Below are 22,644 nucleotides of genomic sequence, written 5' to 3' on the forward strand. Positions count from 1 at the left end.
CGCAAAGTTACCACTTTGATTTGTTCTTTTTGTACTAGACTGCAAAACTTTATGTTACAATTAGTAACAAAAAAACGCTGGTTTGAACTAGCGTTTTCGTTTTGTCGGATTCATATATTATTTTTTTTTAACGTATCCGATATTAAGGTTATTCTATTGTCATGGATTTTAATTTTGTTCTATAGGCTTCGAGTGCTATAGATTTGGAGATGAAGCCAAAATATTTGTCATTTCGTAAAACGGGTAAAAATGCTGATTTTGATTTTTCGAATTTGCTCATTACAATTTCCATACTGTCGTACGATGAAATTGTTGCGGCTGGTGTTTTCATCACATCTTTAATCAAAGTGTATTTTACACGATATGCATTAAATATAATTTCGCGAATGTCATTAAAATGCACAATTCCTAGGAGTTCTTTTTCATTATTCACAACTGCAAAAACGACTTGATTTGAATGCGAAATTAGATCAACTAGTTTGCTTAAATGGTCTTCAGGATGTACGGTTAAATAATCGCATTGTATAATAGAATCAATGTCTAAAGTCGAAAGAATGTTAGAATCTTTATTGCTGGTAAAGGCATGTCCTTTTTTTGCTAAGTTTTTTACGTCAAGCGAATATTTTTCAAAACGTTTAGAAATAGCAAAACTAATAGAGGAAACAATCATAAGCGGAATCATTAGGCCATAACCTCCAGTTATTTCGGCAATCAAGAAAATTGCAGTTAATGGTGCATGAAATAAACCGCTCAAAATACCTGCCATTCCAACCATTGTAAAGTTGCTGATTGGTAAATGCGATAAACCGATTAAACTTATAAATTTTGAAAAGAAATATCCTAAATAAGAGCCTAAGAATAGTGAAGGTGCAAAGTTTCCTCCATTACCGCCGCTTCCAATTGTAAGTCCAGAAGCGAATACTTTTACCATCATGGTACAACCCACAAATAAAAGAAAAACCCATTGATTGTTTCTAAAACTTTCGAACAAAGTATTGTCTAACAGTTTTCCGGGATCAGTTTCAGATAGTGTTTTGATGCTTTCATAGCCTTCACCAAATAGTGTTGGGAAAATAAAGATTAAAAGTGCTAAAATTGAGGAACCTATTAATGCTTTTTTATAAGGTCCAATTTTTAATTCGGCAAAATAATGTTCTATTTTTTGAAAATTTCGAGAATAATAAACAGCCATAAAACCTGTTAATAATCCTAAAATGATATAAAAGGGAATATTATGGAAATCGAATGTTTCTTGTTTTTTAAAGGATAATAAAATGCTTTCATCTAATACAATTGCCGAAACTAAAGCTCCTGTAGCGGCTGAAATCATAATAGGCGTAAAGGCAGAAATACTTACATCGACCAATAAAACTTCGATAGCAAAAAGAACACCGGCAATTGGGGCATTAAACGCCGCTGCAATTCCCGCCGCAACGCCACAGCCAATAAGTAAGGTTCTGTCTTTATAAGCTAATTTATAATTTTGAGCATAATTTGAACCAAAAGCAGCACCAGTTACAACAATTGGGCTTTCTAAACCTGCAGAACCTCCTAAACCAACTGTTAACGAGCTGGTAATAATTTGGGCATACATTTGTTTTTTCGGGATGATACTTGCTTTTTTGGCAACTGCGTATAAAATTTGTGATGTTCCTTTTTGGATTGTTCCATTTAGAACTTTGTTGATCACAAAAACGGTTAATAAAATACCAATTATAGGCAGAATACTATTGATGAAACTCAGTTTTAAAGTTCCGTTGATGTATGTTGCAAATGAAAAAACACTGTGAGCAAATGTCTTTAAAACAATTACAGCAAATGCACATGAAATACCTACCAAAACACTTGATAAAAAAATGAATTGCTTTGGTGTCATAACAGATTGCGACAAAGCAATTATACTTTCTAGTCTTCGAAAAAGTCTTTTTATCATTATTTTTTTTAAAATTTCAGGTGAGGTGCAAATTTAGTTTTAAACATTCAAATTTGCGTAATCTTTCTGCTTAAATCTTTTTCAGACTAAAAACCAGCGGCTTTATCATCTCCTCTAAAATCGGCGCCTCCTTCAAGTTTTTTATTTGGTAAAACCAAAATAGCATCAACCTTTCCAATTACAGGAGTTGTTTTTTCATTAATCAGATAACCTTTAGCAGTTAAACTTTCGAATGTTTTTGTACTGAAAGTGTGAGGTTCAAAAGTAATAATGTCTGGAAGCCATTGATGGTGAAAACGAGGTGCATTTACAGCTTCCTGCATTCCTAAACCAAATTCGTAAACATTTAAAATAGTTTGCAATACAGAAGTTATAATAGTAGAACCGCCTGGTGTACCTACAACCATAAATAATTTTCCGTTTTTCTCAACGATAGTTGGAGTCATTGAACTCAGCATTCGTTTTTGCGGTGCAATACTGTTGGCATCATTTCCAACTAATCCAAACATATTTGGCGAGCCGGGTTTTGCACTAAAATCATCCATTTCATTATTTAAGAAAAAGCCTAATTCATCGCAATAGTATTTTGATCCAAAGGCATCGTTTATGGTTGTAGTTGCAGCAACAGCATTCCCAAATTGATCTATAATAGAGTAATGTGTTGTTTCGGTGCTTTCGCTGTATTTAATTTCGCCTTCTCTTATTTCTGATGATAAACTAGCTTTGTCAAAACTAAAAGTCGACATGCGTTCTTTTAAGTACGCAGCATCTAAAAGTTCTTTTACTGGTATTTTAACAAAATCAGGATCTCCTAAAAATTGACTTCTATCTGCATAAGCTCTTCTTTCGGCTTCTACAATGACTTGAATTGCCTGCTCTGAATTGTGTCCCATTTTTGACAAATCATAAGGAGCAATCATTTTCATAATTTGAGCCAGACAAATACCACCGCTGCTTGGCGGTGACATTGAAGTAATTTTTAATTCTTTGTAATTAAACTGCAATGGTTTTCTCCATTTGGCTTCATAACTTGCTAAATCTTTAAGCGTGATGATACCGCCGTTTTTTTGAATATAATCTACTAATATTTGAGCAGTTTTTCCTTTATAAAATTCATCTTTTCCATTTTTTAGAATTCGTTTTAAAGTATTAGCAAGAGCAGGATATTTGATGGTGTCTTTTTCTTTAAATTCTTTCGCCATAAGCGTATTTGGGCCATTTGCTTTTACTATGGCATCATGGTAATTTTCAAGTTGTTTTTGTTGTTTTTGAGTTACTACGACACCTCTTTCGGCTAAAGCAATTACAGGCTTTAAAATTTCAGACATAGGCAGAGAACCTAGTTTTTTATGCACAGCAAATACTCCCGCAACAGTTCCAGGTACACCAATTGCTAATGCGGTTTCGGTACTTTTGCCTTTTATAACATTTCCATCCTTGTCTAGAAACATATTTTTTGTTGCTGCCAAAGGTGCTTTTTCACGGTAATCTAAACTCCCAACTTCGCCATTTGCTTTGCGGTAAACCATAAAACCGCCTCCGCCAATATTCCCTGCATATGGGTATGCAACTGCTAGAGCAAGCTCTGTTGCGGCCATAGCATCAAAAGCATTTCCTCCCTTTTTCATAATTGCAGTACCAATTTTAGAAGCTTCTTCTCGAGCAGAAACTACCATAGCTTTAGATACAACCAATCCAGTTTGTTTTGAAGTTTGTGCAAAACTGCAAATGGAAATAAAATAGAATATAAAGGTGATTTTTTTCATGATTAAATAAGAGTTTTTATAAGATCAATTTGATTTTATAATGAAAGTAATTTTTGTTTAGATTGCGCTTGAACATCTTTAAAGAAAAGATCAAATTCACGTTCAAATTCTGGATAGAATTCTTTGAGCTCCTGGCTGGCAAATTGCATTTTGGACTGATTTTTTGATCTTCGATCCATTTGTGTTAAAATATGCTGAATACCGTCTATAGTTTGATAACTCCAAAGCCAATTTTCCCGAATCATTGTTGGCATTAAGTTCTGTGTTTTTTCAGTAAGAATTGGGTAATTTTCATGCAATGATCTGTAAAAACGATTAATGAAATGATCGAGTTTTTCATCCGAGTATTTTTTCCAGTTTTTAGCTAAAAAATGATCGTACATAATATCAACAATTACCCCAGAATAATGATGGTATTTTTCATGAAGACGTTTAGTGCTTTGTCTGAACGTATCGTGCGAATCGGTGTAAGTATCAATGAATCTATGCAGCAGTATTCCTTTTTGGACATCATCAGGGAAATGTTCAAATTGTTTCCCACGAATGCCATCGGCCATAAAATTGCCAATTTTGATTAAATCATTTTCACCAGAAAGATATATATGGGCTAGGAAATTCATTTTTTGTGAGGTGCTAAGGTTCTAAAGTGCTAAGTTCGCTCTTGTAAAAGTATAAAAACTTTTTTAAATGATTTTGTTATAAAATTGTCTGGTATTTTATGAAATGGTTACATCACTTAAGAAATCTCGACTTCTTAAGAACTTACAACATTTGTGATTCCTATTAAATTGAGATGTTATTTTACTAAAATTTTATAGTATTTAAAAAATCTTAGCACCTTGGCAACTTGGAAGCTTAGTAACTTTTCTATATTTGTAATAAAATAACCATAACGCAGAAAAATGACTTTAATAAAATCTATTTCAGGAATACGAGGAACAATTGGTGGAAAAGTAGGAGATAACCTGACTCCTGTTGATGCAGTAAAATTTGCATCGGCATACGGTACTTTTCTAAAAAACAATACTTCAAAAGAAAAATTAACCGTTGTAATTGGTCGCGATGCTAGAATTTCTGGACCAATGATTCATAATCTTGTTGTAAACACTTTAATAGGTTTAGGAATCAATGTAATTGATCTTGGTCTTTCGACAACGCCAACTGTTGAAGTGGCTGTACCGCTTGAAAAAGCTGATGGTGGAATTATTTTAACGGCTTCTCATAATCCAAAACAATGGAATGCTTTAAAATTATTAAACGAAAAAGGAGAATTCTTAAGCGGAGCAGAAGGAGCTAAAATCCTTGAAATTGCTGAGGCTGAAGCTTTCGATTTTTCGGATGTTGATAATTTGGGCGAGATTACACCAAATGATGCTTATATGGATATTCATATTGACGAGGTTTTAAATTTACCTTTAGTTGATGTTGAAGCTGTAAAAGCGGCAAAATTTAAAGTAGTTGTTGATGGAGTAAATTCATCTGGAGGAATTATTATTCCAAAATTATTAGAATTAATGGGTGTTGAAGTAGTAAAATTATACTGTGAACCAAACGGACATTTTCCTCATAATCCTGAGCCTTTAAAAGAACATTTGACTGATATTTCAGAATTGGTGGTAAAAGAAAAAGCGCATTTAGGAGTTGTTGTAGATCCTGATGTTGATCGTTTGGCTTTTATCAGTGAAGACGGAGAAATGTTTGGTGAAGAATATACTTTGGTAGCTTGTGCTGATTATGTTTTGAGTAAAACACCTGGAAATACAGTTTCGAATATGTCATCGTCTCGTGCTTTACGCGATGTAACAAAAGCACACAACGGAAACTATGAGGCAAGCGCTGTAGGTGAAGTGAATGTGGTTGAATTAATGAAAAAAAATAACGCTATTATTGGCGGTGAAGGTAATGGCGGAATTATTTATCCTGAATTGCATTACGGAAGAGATAGTTTGGTAGGAGTTGCTTTGTTCTTAACTCATTTGGCAAACAAAAAAATGACTGTTTCGGCATTGAGAGCTTCTTATCCGGAGTATTATATGAGTAAAAACAAAATCGAATTAACACCGCAGATTGATGTTGATGCTATTTTGACTGCTATGACTGAGAAATATAAAAACGAAGATATTTCTACAATCGACGGAGTAAAGATTGATTTTGCAACTGAATGGGTACATTTAAGAAAATCGAATACAGAACCAATTATCCGAATTTATACTGAAGCGCCTTCACAAAAAGAAGCTGATGTTTTGGCACTTCGAATTATTGATGAAATAAAAGAAATCGCTGGAATTTAATTTCACAGTATAAATAAAAAACACCTCTTTCTAAATGAATGAAAGAGGTGTTTTTTTATACTTTAATTTGAGATGTATTTAGAATTATTTCTCAATTCTGTGTTTCCATCTTTTATGCGTCCATAAATAATATTCTGGAGCTTCATATATTTGTTTTTCAACTTCTTTCAAATATTTTTCAGTAATTTCGAAGTTTTCGTAGTCGTTTGGATTGTCTGCTAATGATACAAAAGTAGCTTCATAATAGCCTCTTGCTATTTTATTTACTTTTACAAAAACCACGCTTAAGTCATACTTTTTAGCCAGCATTTCGGCACCCGTATGTACAGGAACTTCAATTCCCATAAATTTCATTGAATGAAAGATTCGGTCTAATTTTGGCGATTGATCACTCGCTAAACCATACATACTTAAAATTCCGTCACGTTGATTTTGCGCCATCGTTGGAATTGCTTTTTTGGTTTCAACTAATTCTGTATCGTATTTAGAACGTATTTTTCGCACCAATTTATCAAAATAAGGATTGGCTACTTTTTTATAAACCGCAACGCCTTGAAAAACAATTTTACGATTAATAGTCAAAAGCCATTCGTAGCTGGCATAATGAGAAGCTACAAGAATGACACTTTTACCTTTTTCGGCATATTCTTGCACCAGATCAAGATTAGTTACGGTGAATCTTTTTTCCATTTCTTCAGGAGAAATACTCATCGTTTTAATCATCTCGAGGAACATATCACACATATGCTGATAGAATTTTTTCTCGATTTTTTTTCGCTCTTCAACGCTCAAATGCGGCAAAGTAAGCGCTAAATTTTCTTTAACCACTTTTCGTCTGTAACCTACAACATAGTATATCAAAAAGTAGATACAATCTGAAAGTAAATAAAATAATCGAAAAGGAAGTATAGAGATAAGCCAAAGTAAAGGATAGGCCAGTATATAAACGATAAATTGCATGTAATATTTTTTTACAAATATAATTTAAAAATGAATAACCACCGATATTTTGGTTTGTGACGGAGTTATCTATGAGAATGACTATATTTACATTTCATATTAAATATTGTTTATGAATACCATTTTGATTGGAATTATAGTAGCCAATGCACTTATTAGCTATAAAGGATTTAATGATCTTTCTTTTTTTAGAAAATACGAATTTCATGTTGGAAGTATTAGAGCAGGAGAGCAGATACGAATGTTATCATCTGGTTTTTTGCACGTCGATATGATGCATTTGATTTTTAATATGCTTACACTTTGGTTTTTTGCACCCGTTGTTTTACAATGGCTTGGAACCTTTTCTTTTGTTTTAGTGTATTTTGGAAGTTTAATTTTTGGCAGTCTGCTTACGATGTTATTTCATAAAAACGATTATAATTATCGAGCCGTAGGAGCTTCGGGTGCAGTTACTGGAGTTTTGTATTCGGCAATTTTATTGCAGCCAGATATGATGCTCGGAATATTTTTTGTCATACCAATGCCGGCTTATCTTTTTGGAATTTTATATTTATTGTATTCGATTTATGGAATGCGCGCCAAAAATGACAATATCGGACACACAGCGCATTTTGGCGGTGCTATAGGCGGTTATGTAATTACATTGATAAAAGAACCTTCATTAATTGTAGATCATAGTTTAATGGTTATTTTATTGGCAATTCCTATTTTGATACTTTTTGGTATGGCAAAAATGGGCAAGTTATAAGGACTGGCACAACTTTTGAAAGACCAATTTCAAATAACTTAAATATAACAAAAATGAAGAAAGTAGTATTATTTTTAACAATCATGTTTATGACTATGTCTTACGCTCAAGAAACAAAACAGATTCCTCAAATCAATGTAAATGGTGAAGGAAAAGTAAAAGTAGCCCCTGATCAGGTTTGTATTTCAGCTACAGTTGAAACAAAAGGGAATAATGCTAAAGATGTTAAAAAGCAAAATGACGAAAAAATGGATGCTGTTTTAAAATTCATCAAAAAAATGAATGTGCCAACAGCTGATTTCAAAACAAAACAAGTGGCGTTAAATCCACAATACGACTACGAGAAAAAGAAAACCAGCTATAATGCAACACAAACTGTTGAAATTGTATTGAAAGATTTATCAAAATATGATGAATTAATGGAAGGTTTGGTTCAGCAAGGGATTAACCGTTTAGACAAAGTTTCTTTTGAAACTTCTAAATTAGTGCAACTTCAATCAGAAGCTCGTAAATTAGCGATGAAAGACGCTAAAGCAAAAGCAGAAGATTATGTTTCTGTTTTAGGACAAAAAGTGGGTAAAGCTTTTACAATCTCTGATAACTCTCAGGTGTATTACCCAAGACCAATGTATGCAGCAATGAAATCAGCAGAAGCTATGGATTCTGCAGGTGCTTCAAACGAAACTTTAGCAATTGGAGAAATTGAAGTTACAGCAAATGTCAGCGTAAGTTTTGTTTTAGATTAAGACTTCTAAAATTTCAATATATAAAATCTAAATCCCAATTTTACATTGGAATTTGGATTTTTTTTTTGAGTTATATTTTTCGGTTTTTATTCTGATTTTATATTCTTTGTAATGAGTTTTATCTCACTCGTTTTTTATTAAGTCGTATTTACCAATTAGAATTGTAGAAATACTGAACCTCCAAAATGATCATTTTGGAGGTTTTTTTGTTTTAATACGGTTTCTTATTTTGATAATTCTTTTAAAGATCTGCTGCTATTTCTAATTTCAGACTGTTGATTTAAAAAAAATCTTACACCGAGTAAGTAGATATGAAATATGTTAAGTGGTTTATATTTAGTTTATTAAATATTGTTGTTTGCTAGAGTTAACATTTATTTTGTAAAAAAAGCAATTAAAATTTTGGGTTTACTATATTAAAATATACTTTTGTTCTATCAAATTAGTAGAGTTTAAAATGCAAGAGGCACCCAAAGATTAAAGATTATCAAATATATTTCATTTTTGAATATGCAGCTAATAAAAAACCATTTCTGTTGCAGCAGAAATGGCAGAGCTTAAAGAAATTGTTCATCTCTTAAAAGGAAAGCAAGAATGGAGTAAATCCGTTTTTGGCTCACCTTATTTATTAAACTAAAACAAAGTAATGAAAAAAATATTAAATAGATATACATGGTTATGTATTTTGTTGATTTCCATAGGGATTAATGCACAGGAGACAAAACCTCTAATTCAATCTAAACTCGAAGGAACAGTAATCGATGCTGTTACAAAAGAGCCGGTTATTGGTGCGTCAATAAACATTAAAGGCACCACGCATGGAGTTGTAACAGATTTAGATGGAAAATTTTTCTTCCAAACAGGGCAAAAATTCCCTTATACTTTAATAGTTAGCTATTTGGGTTACAAAAAAAAGGAAGTTGTAGTTAATCAAAATTCAGTTACAATTGATCTTACTGAAGAACAAAATGTGTTATCAGAAGTAGTAGTTACCGCACTAGGAATTACAAAAGAAAAGAAATCTTTAGGATATACCACACAATCACTTAAGAACAAGGATATAGCAGATACAAAAGAAACGAACTTTTTGAACAGCCTTGCTGGAAAACTGGCAGGTGTACGTATTACAAATTCTCAAGGAGACATGGGATCTTCACGTATTATTATTCGTGGAGAAACTTCTATCGCAGGAAATAATCAGCCACTATTTGTAGTAGATGGTGTTCCTGTAGATAACTCACAGTTGAACTCTGGAGGTGCAACTCGTGATTTTAAAAATGCAATTTCAGATTTAAATCCTCAGGATATTGAGACATTGACAGTATTGAAAGGACCTAACGCGGCAGCGCTTTATGGTTCTCGTGCTGCGCATGGTGTTGTTCTTATTACTACAAAATCTGGAAAAAGTCAAAAAGGGCTTGGGATAAGTGTTAGCTCGGGTATAACAATCTCACAAGTTGCCACTTTGCCTAGTTTTCAAAATTCATTTGGACAGGGTTCAAACGGAAAATTTAGTTACGTAGACGGTAAAGGGGGCGGTATTAATGATGGTGTTGATGAAAGCTGGGGGCCTAAATTAGACGGACGCCTTATTCCTCAATTTTACTCAAATGGTCAGGCAGTTCCTTTTGTGGCTAATCCTGATAATGTGAGAGACTTTTTTAATACAGGAATTACTTTTGATAATAGTATTTCTGTAGCCAGATCAGATGATAAATCAGATTTTCGTTTAGGAGTAAACAATCAAAAACAAAATGGTACGGTGCCAAATAGTGAAGTAAATAAAACGAACTTTACGATTAACACCAATTATCAAATATCTAAAAGTGTAAAAGTAGGGGTAACAGGAAATTACATTGTTACAGATGCTCCTGCTTTACCAGGTGGGCCATCGGGTGGTCGTGCAGCTGGTGTAATGCTGCAGTTTCTTTGGTTCGGACGTCAGGTTGATATTAATCAGCTTAGAAATAATAGAGACGTAAATTGGAACAACAGTTACTACAGTAATCCATATTGGAATGCTTATTACAATACGACTAGTCAACAGCGTAACCGTTTAATAGGAGATATTCATTTGGATGCAAAACTTGCAGATGGACTTAATTTTAAATTCCGTACAGGAGTTGATTATTATAACGATCGTAGAAAATATACGATAAAGTATGGTACAAATGGAACTCCTTTTGGATCGTATGCCGAAGATGCTTACACGGTAAGCGAAAGTAATACTGAAGGTATCTTTACGTATACTAAAAAACTGAGTGAAGATTTTAGTTTGGATGCTCTTGCCGGATTCAATATTCGTAACCACAGTGATGCAAACAATTATCAAAAAGCGCCACGTTTAGCGGTTCCTGATTTATATACATTAAACAATTCAAGAGATCCGTTAACATCATACAATACATTATCAAAATTAAGAGTGTATAGTGCATATGCTTCGGCGCAATTTGGATATAAAAATTATGCTTTTTTAAATGTTACGGCTCGAAATGATTGGTCATCGACATTGCCAAGCAGCAACCGTTCGTATTTTTATCCGTCTATCAATGGTAGTTTAGTGTTGTCTGAGGCTTTGAATTTAAAAAGCAATACGCTTGATTTCTTAAAGTTACGCGGCGGCTGGTCTGAAGTTGGTAATGATGCAGATCCGTATCAATTGTCTACAGTTTATAATTTTCAAACTGCATTTGATGGGAATCCTATTCAAACCTCTTCACAGAAAAAACTGAATGAGAATTTGAAACCAGAAACAACTCGTTCAACTGAAGTTGGTTTAGAGGCTTCTTTCTGGAAAAACAGATTGCATTTTGACGCTGCTTATTATAATACGAATAGTTTTGATCAGATTCTGGAAATAAAAACAACAGCTTCAAGCGGTTATAATTCACAATTAATCAATGCAGGAAAAATAAATAACCGTGGTATAGAGATTCAATTGGATGGAAGTCCTATTCAAACACAAGATTTCAAATGGAATGTTGGTGTAAATTATTCTAAGAATATCAGCAAAGTTGAGATTCTGGATTATGATAAACAAATTCAGAACTATACGATTGGTACTTCGGGAGGTGTTGATGTTTTAGCATCTGTTGGGCAGGCTTATGGGGCACTTTACGGTACAGCATATCAGCGTGATGCGAGCGGAAATATTGTAGTAGGAGCAAACGGATTACCAAAAGCTGATCCGCAAAAGAAAGTATTAGGACATTATACTCCAGACTATTTAGCGGGTGTGACAAATACATTGACTTACAAAAATATCGAATTTTCATTTCTTGTTGATGCGAGTGTAGGCGGTGAGCTTTTTTCAGGAACAAATAGAACGGGAAATTATACAGGTGTATTAGCGCAAACTCTTCCGGGACGTGATGCTGCTAATGGCGGTTTAAGTTACTATTATCCAAACAATAATACTACCAATCCGAAAACACTAGTTGCTGGCGGAACTGCTCCAAGCGGAGTGACGGTATATGATGATGGAATGATTTTTAAAGGTGTGTATGCTGATGGAACTGCAAACAATCAAGTGATTAGTGCACAGGAATACTACAAAGCATCCTACAATATCAGCGAGGCTTATATTTACAGTTCAACTTTTGTAAAATTAAGAGAAGTAAAACTAGCTTACAATTTAAATAAATCATTCGTTAAGAAGCTGGGATTAGAAGCTGCAAGTATAACTGCTGTGGGGCGCAACCTGTTCTTTATCTATAAAGATGCGCCAAATATTGATCCAGAAACGGCTTTCAATACTGGAAATGCTCAAGGGTTGGAGAGTTTAGCTTTACCAACAACAAGAAATTACAGTCTTAATGTTAATCTTAAATTCTAAAAACACGAAATCATGTTAAAAAAACTATCATATATAACGCTATTTGCATTGACGTTCGTGTCTTGCAGTGATACTTTGGATGATATTAATAAAAATCCAAATGCAACCGAAACTCCATTAGCACCTTATTTGTTAACTGGATCATTAAAGCAAGGAGCTGACTTGTATTGGGGCGATAATACAAACTTTAACTCGTCTTTGTTGTTTGTACAGCATTGGGCTAAAATTCAGTATACAGAGCCTGACAGATACGATGTGTCAAATACTTCTTTTACTTCTTTATGGAATACTGGATATGCCACTTTGATTACAGATTTGAATACGATTTTGAACTTTTCTGATCAACAGGCAAATTCAAATTATAAAGGGATTGCTTTGACTTTGCGTTCATGGACATTTTTATTGTTGACAGACGCTTATGGAAGTATTCCGTACAAAGAAGCGGGTTTAAAAGTAACTCCTGCTTATAACACACAAAAAGAAGTCTACACAGGATTACTTGAAGATTTAAAACAAGCTCAGTCTTTGTTAAGTGCAACAAATGGTACTGTGACTGGTGACTTGTCATATAAAGGAGATATTTCAAAATGGAAAAAACTGGTAAATTCGCTTCGTTTGCGTATTGCGTTGAGAATTTCAGATAAAGAACCTGCTTTAGCTAAACAAGCAGCGATTGATGCAACTACAGATGCTGCGGGAGTATTGAGCAGTAATAACGATACTTTTAAATTTACATATACGAGTTCGCCTCAACAAAACCCAGCTTCTGCTTGGTTTGAAACTCGTGATGATTTTCGTGTTTCGAAAACATTAGTTGATAAATTAACAGAGTTATCTGACCCACGTTTACCCGTTTATGCGCAGCTGCCAACGGATAAAAGTGTAGTTAAATATGTGGGAGCTGGCAATGGATTAACTAATAGCGATGCCAATAGTCAAGGTTTTGCGAAGACATCAAAACCGGGAACTTATTTCCTGACTTCATCATCACCAGCAGTAATTGTATCTTATTCAGAAGTATTATTTAATCTTGCAGAGGGTGCAGCACGCGGTTATATTTCTGGAGATGCAGAACAGCTTTATAAAAATGCAATTACAGCATCGTTTAATCAATTTGGAATTACAGATGCGACAGCTATTTCTAATTATCTTAATCAAGCATCTGTAAAGTATGATGCATCGAATTATGCTAAATCGATTGGTACACAAAAATGGATTGCATTTTACGGACAAGGTCTTGATGCTTTTACAGAATGGAGAAGGTTGGATTATCCTGTATTGAAAGCCGGGCCGTCTACAGTTTTGGATGGACAAATTCCATCTCGTTTCTTTTACCCAGGAACAGAGCAGTCGCTTAACGGATCCAATTATCAAACAGCGGTATCTGCTCAAGGAAAAGATTTGCTTACAACAAAATTATGGTTTGATGCAAAATAAATTGGCTCCGAAAAGAGTACTAAAATTTAACTTTAATCATTAATTGAATAAAGTTAATTGTTGAAATACAAAAAAATCAAATAGATCACTATCCTGATCAAATGTGATTAATTTGTAAAAGTCCTAATGAAAATTAGGACTTTTTTTGTGGGATTTAGAATCTAAGAATAATATACGTTTTTAAAAATTACACCCTTGGATGTCATGATTTTGAAACAAAGATTAAAGTATTATTTTGAATGTTATTTATACTTAAGACGTGATTATTGCAATGTCATTTTCTTTTTTCTTATCAAAAAGAGTCCTTTTATCTGCTATATTTCTTATTTTTAGTATTTTAAATCGGTTAAATAAATATAAGCATGATTATAGATGTAAAACGTTTATTGTCTTATTCTCTGTTGTTTCTTATAGTATTGTTAAAACCAAATACTGCAACAGCGCAGTTATTAGGTACGAACAAAGCTGCAACTGAAGAACCTGCAAAAACTCCAGAAGATTCACTTGGAAGAAGAACACCGCAAGGAACGGTTAACGGATTTATAAAAGCTCTTGGCGATCAAAATTATTTACGCGCCAGTCAATATTTGGTGCTGAGTAAACGCTCCTATCGCAAAACAACGGAAAGAATGCGTATTGCAAAAACTTTTCAGCAGCTGTTAGATCAAGGAGGTACTTTCTCACCATCTTCCATTATCAGCAGTAAAGAAATTGGACGTATAGACGATGATCTGGCAACTGGTGTTGATCTTGTGGGAAGTATATCTACAGACAGAACAGCAATACAACTTTATGTAGAAAACCAATCGGATGACAGCCAGCCGCCATTATGGCTTTTTTCTGCAGAAACGGTCGAGGCAATTGCTTCAGCAGATATTTCTGGAGAAAAAACTTTTTTAGATAGAGTATTACCTGCTGTTTTAAAAGAACGAAAATTAGGAAATGTTCCCGTGGGGCACTGGGCAGTAGTAGTAATCATGACTTTAGTTTCTTATTTGTTTGCTAGATTACTGGTTTTTGTAATTGGTTTTTTGGTGCAAAAATTTTGGAAAAAAGCAGCGAGTGAAAAAGGTACTGCCGTTATAGATGCTTTTTCACTGCCAATTCATATGTATCTTACGGTAATTTTATTTGTCGCATTTACGCAGCGCATGGGGATTTCTATAGTAGTACGTCAGCGTTTTAGTATTATTATATTAACGATTGGAATTCTTGCTTTTTTGATCCTGCTTTGGAGAATGACTGACTTTGTAAGTATGTATACACGAAGCAGAATGAGCAGGAGCGGTCGTATTTCTGCCGTTTCCGCTGTTTTATTTTTAAGTCGTACTACAAAAGTAGCCATCGTTATTATAGGTATTATTGCGATACTTGGCATTATTGGTGTCGATGTTACTGCTGGACTTGCAGCATTAGGTATTGGAGGTATCGCATTGGCATTAGGAGCGCAAAAAACAATAGAAAATTTTGTAGGGAGTGTGAGTCTTATTGCAGATCAGCCGTTGAGAGTAGGGGATTATTGTAGAGTTGATGATATCAAAGGTACTGTAGAATCGATCGGAATGCGTTCGACTACACTTCGTACTTCTGCGCGTACAATTGTAACAATTCCTAATGGGCAATTATCAGCAAGTAAGATAGAAAATTATGCTCATCGTGATCGTTTTATCTTTAATCCCATATTTACTTTTAGGATGGAAACCACACCTGATCAAATGCGTTATTTATTGGTAGAACTTAGATCTTTATTGTATGCACATCCTGCAGTGCTAAATTCACCACCTATAGTGCGTTTTACAGGTATTACTGCCGATGCTTTGAAAGTTGAAATTACGGCCTATATAGAAGCAGTAACTTTTGAAATATCGCAAGAAGTGCAAGAAGATATATTATTACGAATGATGGATATAATAGAACAAAGCGGAACATCTTTGGCATATCCTTCACAAACACTTTATATGGCTCGAGATACGCCTATGTCAAGCGAAAAAGCAGCAGCAATTTCGGAAACCGTTAAAAAATGGAAAGAAAACAGTGAATTACAGATTCCTAAATTTGATCCAAAACGAGTCGAAGAATTAAAAGACAGTCTCAAATATCCAGACGATGGCAGTTTTAAGCCAAAAGAGGAATAAAAATACTATTATAATAATCTTAAATAAAACAGAACGTAAGATTATTGTTCTAATTGATTAAATTAGTTGATTATCAGTATGTAGTAGTTAGATTGTTAAAGAAAAAGGAAGATTAATTGGTGATAAAAAAAAGTTAAAAGCATTCTGTATTTTAAAATGGCACAATTCATGCCTGCAAAAAAAACATGAATAATCAGAATGCTTAATTGGTATTCTAAAAAATTAAAATGATGAAAAGATTAAAAAGTATGTATGTTTTTGTGGTAGTATTATTATCAACATTTACATACGGTCAGGAAAGTTTAAAAATGTTTGTGAAAGAAAATAAAGTACCATGTCAAGGCGTTGGCCCTATGGAATGTCTTCAGGTAAGGTATGATAATGATAAAGAATGGCAGCTTTTTTATAGTCATATTGAAGGTTTTAATTTTGAAAAAGGAAACCGATATGAGCTAATGGTTACGAAAACAAAAAGACCAGAACCTATTCCTGCTGATGCTTCTTCATACCTGTATAAATTGGAAAAGATTATTTCGAAAACGCCTGTAAATAAGGAAAAAGGAATTTACAATACAAAAATGATTTTAACGCAGTTAAATGGTAAAAAGATAAACAGCGGCAAAGCATTTATCACAATCAATAATGAAACTGGCACAATCAGTGGTAAAAACGGCTGCAATAACTTCAATGTGAAGTATACAAAGTTATCTTCAAAAAATCAGATTAAAACAGCTGCTCCTTTTGGAACTTTAATGGCTTGTGATCCTGAAAGTATGAAATTGGAACAAGATTTCAGTGCAGCGATAACAAATAAGAAGTTCAAAATTGTAAAGAAAAACAATAAAGTTCAGTTCAAAAATTCGAAGAATAAAATTGTTATGGAATTTTCGATACCAACTCAAAATGAACTTTGGAGTTTTATTGGTAAAAACAATTGGAAATTAATAGCACTTGAAAATGTTGGACAAGATTACGGCAGAGCTTCTATTAAATTTAATCCAGCTGAAAAGAAAGTGAGCGGAAATACAGGCTGTAATAATTTCTCTGGAACTTATGAAACTAATGACGATCAAGTTTCTTTTAATAATGTTGCCGTTACAGCTATGGCATGTATTGGTGAAGAAGGTAATAAAACAGAACAAAAAATACTATCTTACCTAAACAATAAAGACCTGCGTTTTGATGTAGCAGATCAAACTCTTAATTTTTATCTTAATGATAAATTGGTAATGATGTTTGGAATTACAAAATAAGACATTGTAATAAATCATCTTATATAGATTGATGATTTACAAAGAATAATTAGAAAACCAGTGAATTAACTTCACTGGTTTTTTTTATTGAAATATCTCTGTATGAGATAAATATAGAAAAGTCCTAATGAAAATTAGGACTTTTTTTTATGCACAGAACGGTATTCGAATTTAAAATCTACAACTTCACTTTTATAATGTTTTTATATTTTTCATTTCTTCCTCAACTAACATTTAGAACATCAAATGTTAATACAATGTTTTATAATCAGGTTGTTTTATTAATATAACCGTAACCTTGTCGACCTACCCTCATTTCTAATTTTACAGACATATTATAAAACAAAATACTGTAGTGTATGTCATTTTTAAAAATTGGAATACTTCCCCAAAAAACAATTCAGTTTAGCGTCTGTAGAAACCATTTTTATTTGACTGATAATGCGAAAACAAATGGTTATGTATAAAAAGTTTACGGATGAAGAACTTGTTGATTTATTGAAACAAGGAAAAGACAAAGCGTTTGATGAATTGTATTTTCGATATCGTGATTTACTCGTTCGATTTGTTTATATCAGAATGAAATCAATTCCTATCTCAGAAGAAATCGTTCAGGAAGTTTTTACCACAATTTGGGAACGCCGCAAAACCTTATTAATTCAAAAGAAATTTGCCGCTTATATTTATACTTCAGTTCGATACATGACTTTAGATTATATAAAATCGCATACCATAACAGATCAATATATAAAAGAAGTTGCAGACAGCAGCACCGTTTTGTACAACAGCACCAATACAACCGAAGATTCGATTTATTATGACGAATTACAGCAAGCGGTAGATAAAGCCGCGGCACTGCTTCCAAAAAAATCAAAAGAAGTTTTTATTCTAAGCCGAATAAAACACTATTCCAACAAAGAAATTGCCGACGAACTCAACGTGTCAATTGATACTGTGAAATATCATATTACGTATGCATTGAAATTCATGCGTTCCTATTTAGGAGAGTTCAACTGAAGATTTTCTAACCATTAACAAACTTAGATTTTCTTAACAGAAGCGTAACCTAATGCGCCTACCCGAAATTTCTATTTCAAAGACATACTATTAAAGAGACAAAGACATTATAATGCCTGAAAAATTACATCAAGATATAAAACAGTTTTTAAAAGGAAGACCTTCTATAAAGGGAGAGGATTTATGGAACAATTGGTACGACCATCCAGAGCATTTATCTGAAGAAAATGAACTTATTGTATCAGATCGTTCTAAGTTAAAAAGAGAATTAAAACAAATTAAGAAAATACCAAAAGTAATTTCACTTCAAAATAGAAACTGGGCAATTGCTGCGTCATTAACCTTATTAATGAGTATATCTAGTTTTTTTTATTACACCTCAAAATCAAACGGTGAAATCAAACAATATGCGACAAAATTGGGTGAACGTGCTAAAATAACTTTGGCAGACGGAACTCAAATATGGCTGAATGCAGGAAGCCTTTTAAAATATCCAACAGAATTTAATGGAGACACACGCGAAGTTTACTTAACTGGCGAAGCTTTTTTTGATGTCGCAAAAGACAAAGAACATCCATTTATAATTCATACCAACAAAATGGATACAAAAGTACTTGGAACCAGTTTTAACGTTCAGGCATATCCCGATCACACTACGCAGGAAGTCGCAGTTTTAACTGGAAGAGTAAATGTAAAGTCGACTATTACAGATGAAAATGTTTATGTAACTCCGGGACAAAAAGTGATTTTTAAATCCAAAAGCAACAAACTGCAAGCTTTTAAAGATGTGCCCGTAAATACGATTTCGTTATGGCGAAAAAACATAATGGTTTTTGAAGAAACGCCTTTACCCGAAGTTATCGCAACCATAAATAGGAATTATAATATTCCGATAGAAGTTAAAAACAAGAATCTAAATGCACTTAAAATAAACGGTTATTTCAAAGAACTGTCAGCAAATGAAGTAATGGCATTGATGTGCAATATTATAAATGCCGAATACAAAGTAGAATCTGGAGTATATAAGATTGAGTAAAAAGAAAATATCTGACTAATAATCAGATTTAAAAATAAACTACGTAGAAACAAAAAATCCAAAAACAACTAAAACAACAAGTCATGAATGAAAAACGAATGCGATGCGTCGTAGAGTTTCAAAGTATTAAAAAAACCGCTTGGTTAAAAGCAATCCTGCTTATTGCTTTGTTTTTTGCAGGTTTTACAGCAAATGCAGACAATAACAATACAAATAAGAGAGTAACATTAAAGGTAGAAAATGAAAGTATAAAAAATGTTTTTCAAAAAATTGAAAATCAAATTGATGTGCATTTTATGTACGAATCCAATCAAATTAATGCCAATCAAAAAATTAGTTTAAAACTATCGAATGTAACTTTAGAACAAGCATTAGATAAAATTTGCAGTAATTTTTTGCTTCGATATGAAATTGTAAATAACAATATCGTTATCAAGAAAACACAAAAAACAGCAGCTGCAGATCAAAATAAAATTATTGTATCTGGAACCGTTTTCAGCGGTGACGATAATATGCCGTTGCCGGGTGTTGGAATTAAAGATAAAAATTCAAGTGCAGCAGCAACAACAGATTTTGATGGAACTTTTAAAATGGAAATTAATGCAGCTGAAGCTTTATTAGTCTTTTCATACGTTGGTTATATCAATAAAGAAGTTAAAGTAACCAAAAGCGAAACCATTACAGTAAAATTAGCATCTGATGTAAAACAACTTCAGGAAGTAGTTGTAATGGGATATGGAAGTGTTAAAAAGAAAGAAGTTCTTGGAGCAGTAGGTTCAGTTTCGATGAAAGAAACTTCAAGCAGAACGTACAATAATGCGGCAGAGTTATTACAAGGAACTGTGGCTGGTGTTACCGTTATTAATGATGGAGGTGATCCAACTGCTTCGCCAACAATTAATATTCGTGGAATTGGTTCTTTGAACGCTGAAACTCCTTTAATTGTTTTAGACGGAATTATTTACAGCGGATCATTAAATACTTTAAATCCAAATGATATTGCTTCGATCAGTGTTTTAAAAGATGCAGCTTCGGCAGCGATTTATGGAGCAAGGGCATCTGGCGGTGTAATCTTAATTACCTCTAAAAAAGGAATTTCAGATCGTATTAATGTGAATGTAAATTATCAGGGAGGTTTTCAGAATGTGGCTAAAAAACTAGATGTTTTAAATGCCGCAGAATATGCAGACGCTATGAATACTGCTAGAGATAATGCTGGTTTACCAAGAATTCCGGCTTTTGATCCGGCTTTTGAACCAACAGCAAGAACTACAAAAACAAACTGGATGGATGAAATTTTCCGTACAGGAGAAATTCAAGATCTGTCACTTTCGATAAACGGAAAAACAGAAAAATCAAATTTCTTTCTTTCAGGAAGTTATAGAAAAAATGAAGGTGTTTTATTAAATACCTACGGAGAACGTTATACTGTTAGAGCAAATACATCTTTTAAACTCGCAGACAATTTTACAATTGGAGAAAATTTATCCTATTCATTAACTGATGGACAAACGGCTAATACTGCAAATGCTTATACAGGAGCTATTTTGGCAGCAGTATTTTATCCGCCAAATGCAACTATTTATAGAGAAGACGGTTCTGGGCAATTTGGAGGAGTTCCAGAAAAATATATTGGTTCTTACGGAGACGTAATAAACCCTGTAGCGTATTTAAAAAGACTAGACAACAGAAATCCTGTTTCTACAATTTTGATAAACCCGTATGCAGAATGGGAAATTGTACCAGGTTTAAAAGTTAAATCGAATTGGGGTTATACTAGAATTCAAGATAACGCAACTGATTTTTCAACAAAAATTACTGAACCGGGAAAAATCTTTGACTTTAACCGTTTGACAAAAAAATCAGCAACAACTACTGATTTACTAAGTGAGCAAACTGTTTCTTACGAAAAATCATTTGGAAAACACAATCTTAAAGCCTTAGCAGGATATACGTATCAAGAAACAAAAAGAGATTTTTACACGGTTGAAGGAACAGGTTTTGACAGTGAAGATCCATCACAACGTTATTTGCTAAACGCAAAATTAATTCAACAAACAGGAGCAGGTTTATCTGATGAAATCATCTCATCTTATGTTGGAAGGATTAATTACGACTTCAATCAAAAATACTTAATATCAGGAATCGTTCGTCGTGACGGAACTTCAAAACTATTATCAGAAAACCGTTGGAAAGTATATCCATCAGTTTCTGCAGGATGGTTAATTTCTGAAGAAGGATTTATGAAAGGTATCAGTTCAACCGTGAGCAACTTAAAATTACGTGCAAGCTGGGGACAAATTGGAAATTTAGGAAATCTTGGGCCATATCAGTTTAGTGTGCCTTTAACGCAGACTCAAGCTTTAATAGGAGCAACTCCAACCATTAACTATGGTTATGCAGAAAGCGAATTATCAAACCCGAATTTAAGATGGGAAAGCTCAGAGCAAACCAATTTAGGTTTAGATTTCACCATGTTCAATAATACCTTATTAGGATCTGTAGATGCTTACGTAAAAACAAACAAAGACATGTTAGTTCGTGATCAGCTGCCGGGCGTTTCAGGAACTCCGTTAGGAAGAATTGTAAACTCTGGAGATGTTGAAAACAAAGGTATCGAAGCAAGTTTAACCTATCAAAAAACAAGAGGAGAATTTAAGTTTGATATTACAGCAAATGCAGCATTTTTAAGCAATAAAATTGTTTCTATTAAAGACGATTTAACTTCGCTGGAACCTTTAAACTTAAGCCGAGTTCGTAGTTTGCCTTTAGCGAATATTTATCAGGTAGGAAGTCCGGTTGGTGCATTTTACGGATATGCTACAGACGGATTATTTCAAAGTAATGCCGAAGCAAAAGCATATGTAAACTCTAATAATGTTGCTTATCAGCCAAATGCTGTTGCTGGCGATATGAAATTTAAAGATGTAAACGGCGATGGAGTAATAAATAACAACGATAGAGTAGTGCTTGGAAGTCCGTTTCCTAAAACTACTTTCAGTTTAAATACGAACTTTAGATATAAAGGTTTCGACATGAATATCTTTTTAAGCGGAGCTGCTGGAAATAGTGTTTTCAATGCCGTAAAACATACCGGTTTAAACGGTTCTTTTCCAGGTTACAATTTATTAGCCGAATCTAAAAATGCTTGGTCACCAACTAATACAGACACTAATATACCGGTATTGTCATCGACAGACAATAACAATAACTTCGGTCGTATTTCTGATTTTTATATTGAAGATGCTTCTTTCTTAAGATTAAGAAACCTTTCGATTGGTTATACAATCAAAGAAAATTGGTTAAACGGAAAAGCAAAATTAAGATTCTTTGTTTCAGGACAAAACCTATTTACCATTACAAACTATTCAGGAATGGATCCAGAAGTTGGTCTTAGAAATTTCGGAATGGACTTAGGGAAATATCCACTTTCTCGAATTTACATGACTGGTCTAAACGCTACTTTTTAAAAAAATAAAAATAA

Annotated in this window: 14 protein-coding genes; 10 read left to right on the forward strand and 4 right to left on the reverse strand. The window is 33.4% G+C overall.

Going from position 1 to position 22,644, the window contains the following annotated elements; genetic code table 11:
* Positions 1-148 precede the first annotated feature (148 nt).
* The 3 genes from ACHRVL_RS22335 to ACHRVL_RS22345 form a co-directional block, all read right to left on the reverse strand.
* Complete coding sequence (locus ACHRVL_RS22335; RefSeq protein WP_395415470.1) at positions 149-1,933, reverse strand: chloride channel protein; 1,785 nt, start codon at positions 1,931-1,933, stop codon at positions 149-151.
* An 86-nt stretch (positions 1,934-2,019) separates the two neighbouring features.
* Positions 2,020-3,699 (reverse strand): gamma-glutamyltransferase, encoded by a 1,680-nt coding sequence (gene ggt, locus ACHRVL_RS22340; RefSeq protein WP_395415471.1) that lies wholly within the window; start codon positions 3,697-3,699, stop codon positions 2,020-2,022.
* A gap of 35 nt (positions 3,700-3,734) precedes the next feature.
* Positions 3,735-4,319 carry an ACP phosphodiesterase gene (locus ACHRVL_RS22345; RefSeq protein WP_395415473.1) on the reverse strand — a complete coding sequence of 195 codons (585 nt, stop codon included), beginning with the start codon at positions 4,317-4,319 and terminating at the stop codon, positions 3,735-3,737.
* A 282-nt stretch (positions 4,320-4,601) separates the two neighbouring features.
* Between ACHRVL_RS22345 and glmM the strand changes: the two genes are divergently transcribed.
* Positions 4,602-5,990 (forward strand): phosphoglucosamine mutase, encoded by a 1,389-nt coding sequence (gene glmM, locus ACHRVL_RS22350; RefSeq protein ID WP_089054399.1) that lies wholly within the window; start codon positions 4,602-4,604, stop codon positions 5,988-5,990.
* 84 nt (positions 5,991-6,074) lie between these two features.
* On the opposite strand, the gene ACHRVL_RS22355 is transcribed toward glmM, so the two are convergent.
* Positions 6,075-6,950, reverse strand: coding sequence for a lysophospholipid acyltransferase family protein (locus ACHRVL_RS22355; protein ID WP_395415475.1), 876 nt, complete (start codon positions 6,948-6,950; stop codon positions 6,075-6,077).
* 112 nt (positions 6,951-7,062) lie between these two features.
* On the opposite strand from ACHRVL_RS22355, the gene ACHRVL_RS22360 reads away from it, so the two are divergent.
* From ACHRVL_RS22360 to ACHRVL_RS22400, 9 genes are all read left to right on the forward strand, one after another.
* Positions 7,063-7,701 carry a rhomboid family intramembrane serine protease gene (locus tag ACHRVL_RS22360; protein ID WP_395415476.1) on the forward strand — a complete coding sequence of 213 codons (639 nt, stop codon included), beginning with the start codon at positions 7,063-7,065 and terminating at the stop codon, positions 7,699-7,701.
* 53 nt (positions 7,702-7,754) lie between these two features.
* Positions 7,755-8,447, forward strand: coding sequence for an SIMPL domain-containing protein (locus tag ACHRVL_RS22365; protein ID WP_089056121.1), 693 nt, complete (start codon positions 7,755-7,757; stop codon positions 8,445-8,447).
* A gap of 646 nt (positions 8,448-9,093) precedes the next feature.
* A complete protein-coding gene (locus tag ACHRVL_RS22370; protein WP_395415478.1) occupies positions 9,094-12,282 on the forward strand; it encodes a SusC/RagA family TonB-linked outer membrane protein in 3,189 nt (1,062 codons plus the stop codon).
* Positions 12,283-12,294: 12 nt separating this feature from the next.
* Positions 12,295-13,719 carry a SusD/RagB family nutrient-binding outer membrane lipoprotein gene (locus ACHRVL_RS22375; RefSeq protein ID WP_395415480.1) on the forward strand — a complete coding sequence of 475 codons (1,425 nt, stop codon included), beginning with the start codon at positions 12,295-12,297 and terminating at the stop codon, positions 13,717-13,719.
* A gap of 362 nt (positions 13,720-14,081) precedes the next feature.
* Positions 14,082-15,854: a mechanosensitive ion channel family protein gene (locus ACHRVL_RS22380; RefSeq protein ID WP_395415481.1), complete on the forward strand. Its 1,773-nt coding sequence runs from the start codon at positions 14,082-14,084 to the stop codon at positions 15,852-15,854.
* 227 nt (positions 15,855-16,081) lie between these two features.
* The gene (locus ACHRVL_RS22385) at positions 16,082-17,107 is read left to right on the forward strand and encodes an META domain-containing protein (RefSeq protein ID WP_395415483.1); all 1,026 of its coding nucleotides are present in this window, start codon (positions 16,082-16,084) and stop codon (positions 17,105-17,107) included.
* A 459-nt stretch (positions 17,108-17,566) separates the two neighbouring features.
* Positions 17,567-18,124, forward strand: a complete 558-nt coding sequence (locus ACHRVL_RS22390; protein WP_089054418.1) for an RNA polymerase sigma-70 factor — start codon at positions 17,567-17,569, stop codon at positions 18,122-18,124.
* A gap of 112 nt (positions 18,125-18,236) precedes the next feature.
* On the forward strand, positions 18,237-19,160 hold the full coding sequence (locus ACHRVL_RS22395; protein WP_395415484.1) for a FecR family protein: 924 nt from the start codon (positions 18,237-18,239) through the stop codon (positions 19,158-19,160).
* 83 nt (positions 19,161-19,243) lie between these two features.
* Complete coding sequence (locus ACHRVL_RS22400; RefSeq protein WP_395415485.1) at positions 19,244-22,630, forward strand: SusC/RagA family TonB-linked outer membrane protein; 3,387 nt, start codon at positions 19,244-19,246, stop codon at positions 22,628-22,630.
* Positions 22,631-22,644: the final 14 nt, after the last annotated feature.

It is taken from the genome of Flavobacterium sp. FlaQc-28 (assembly GCF_044007415.1).
Taxonomy (GTDB): domain Bacteria; phylum Bacteroidota; class Bacteroidia; order Flavobacteriales; family Flavobacteriaceae; genus Flavobacterium.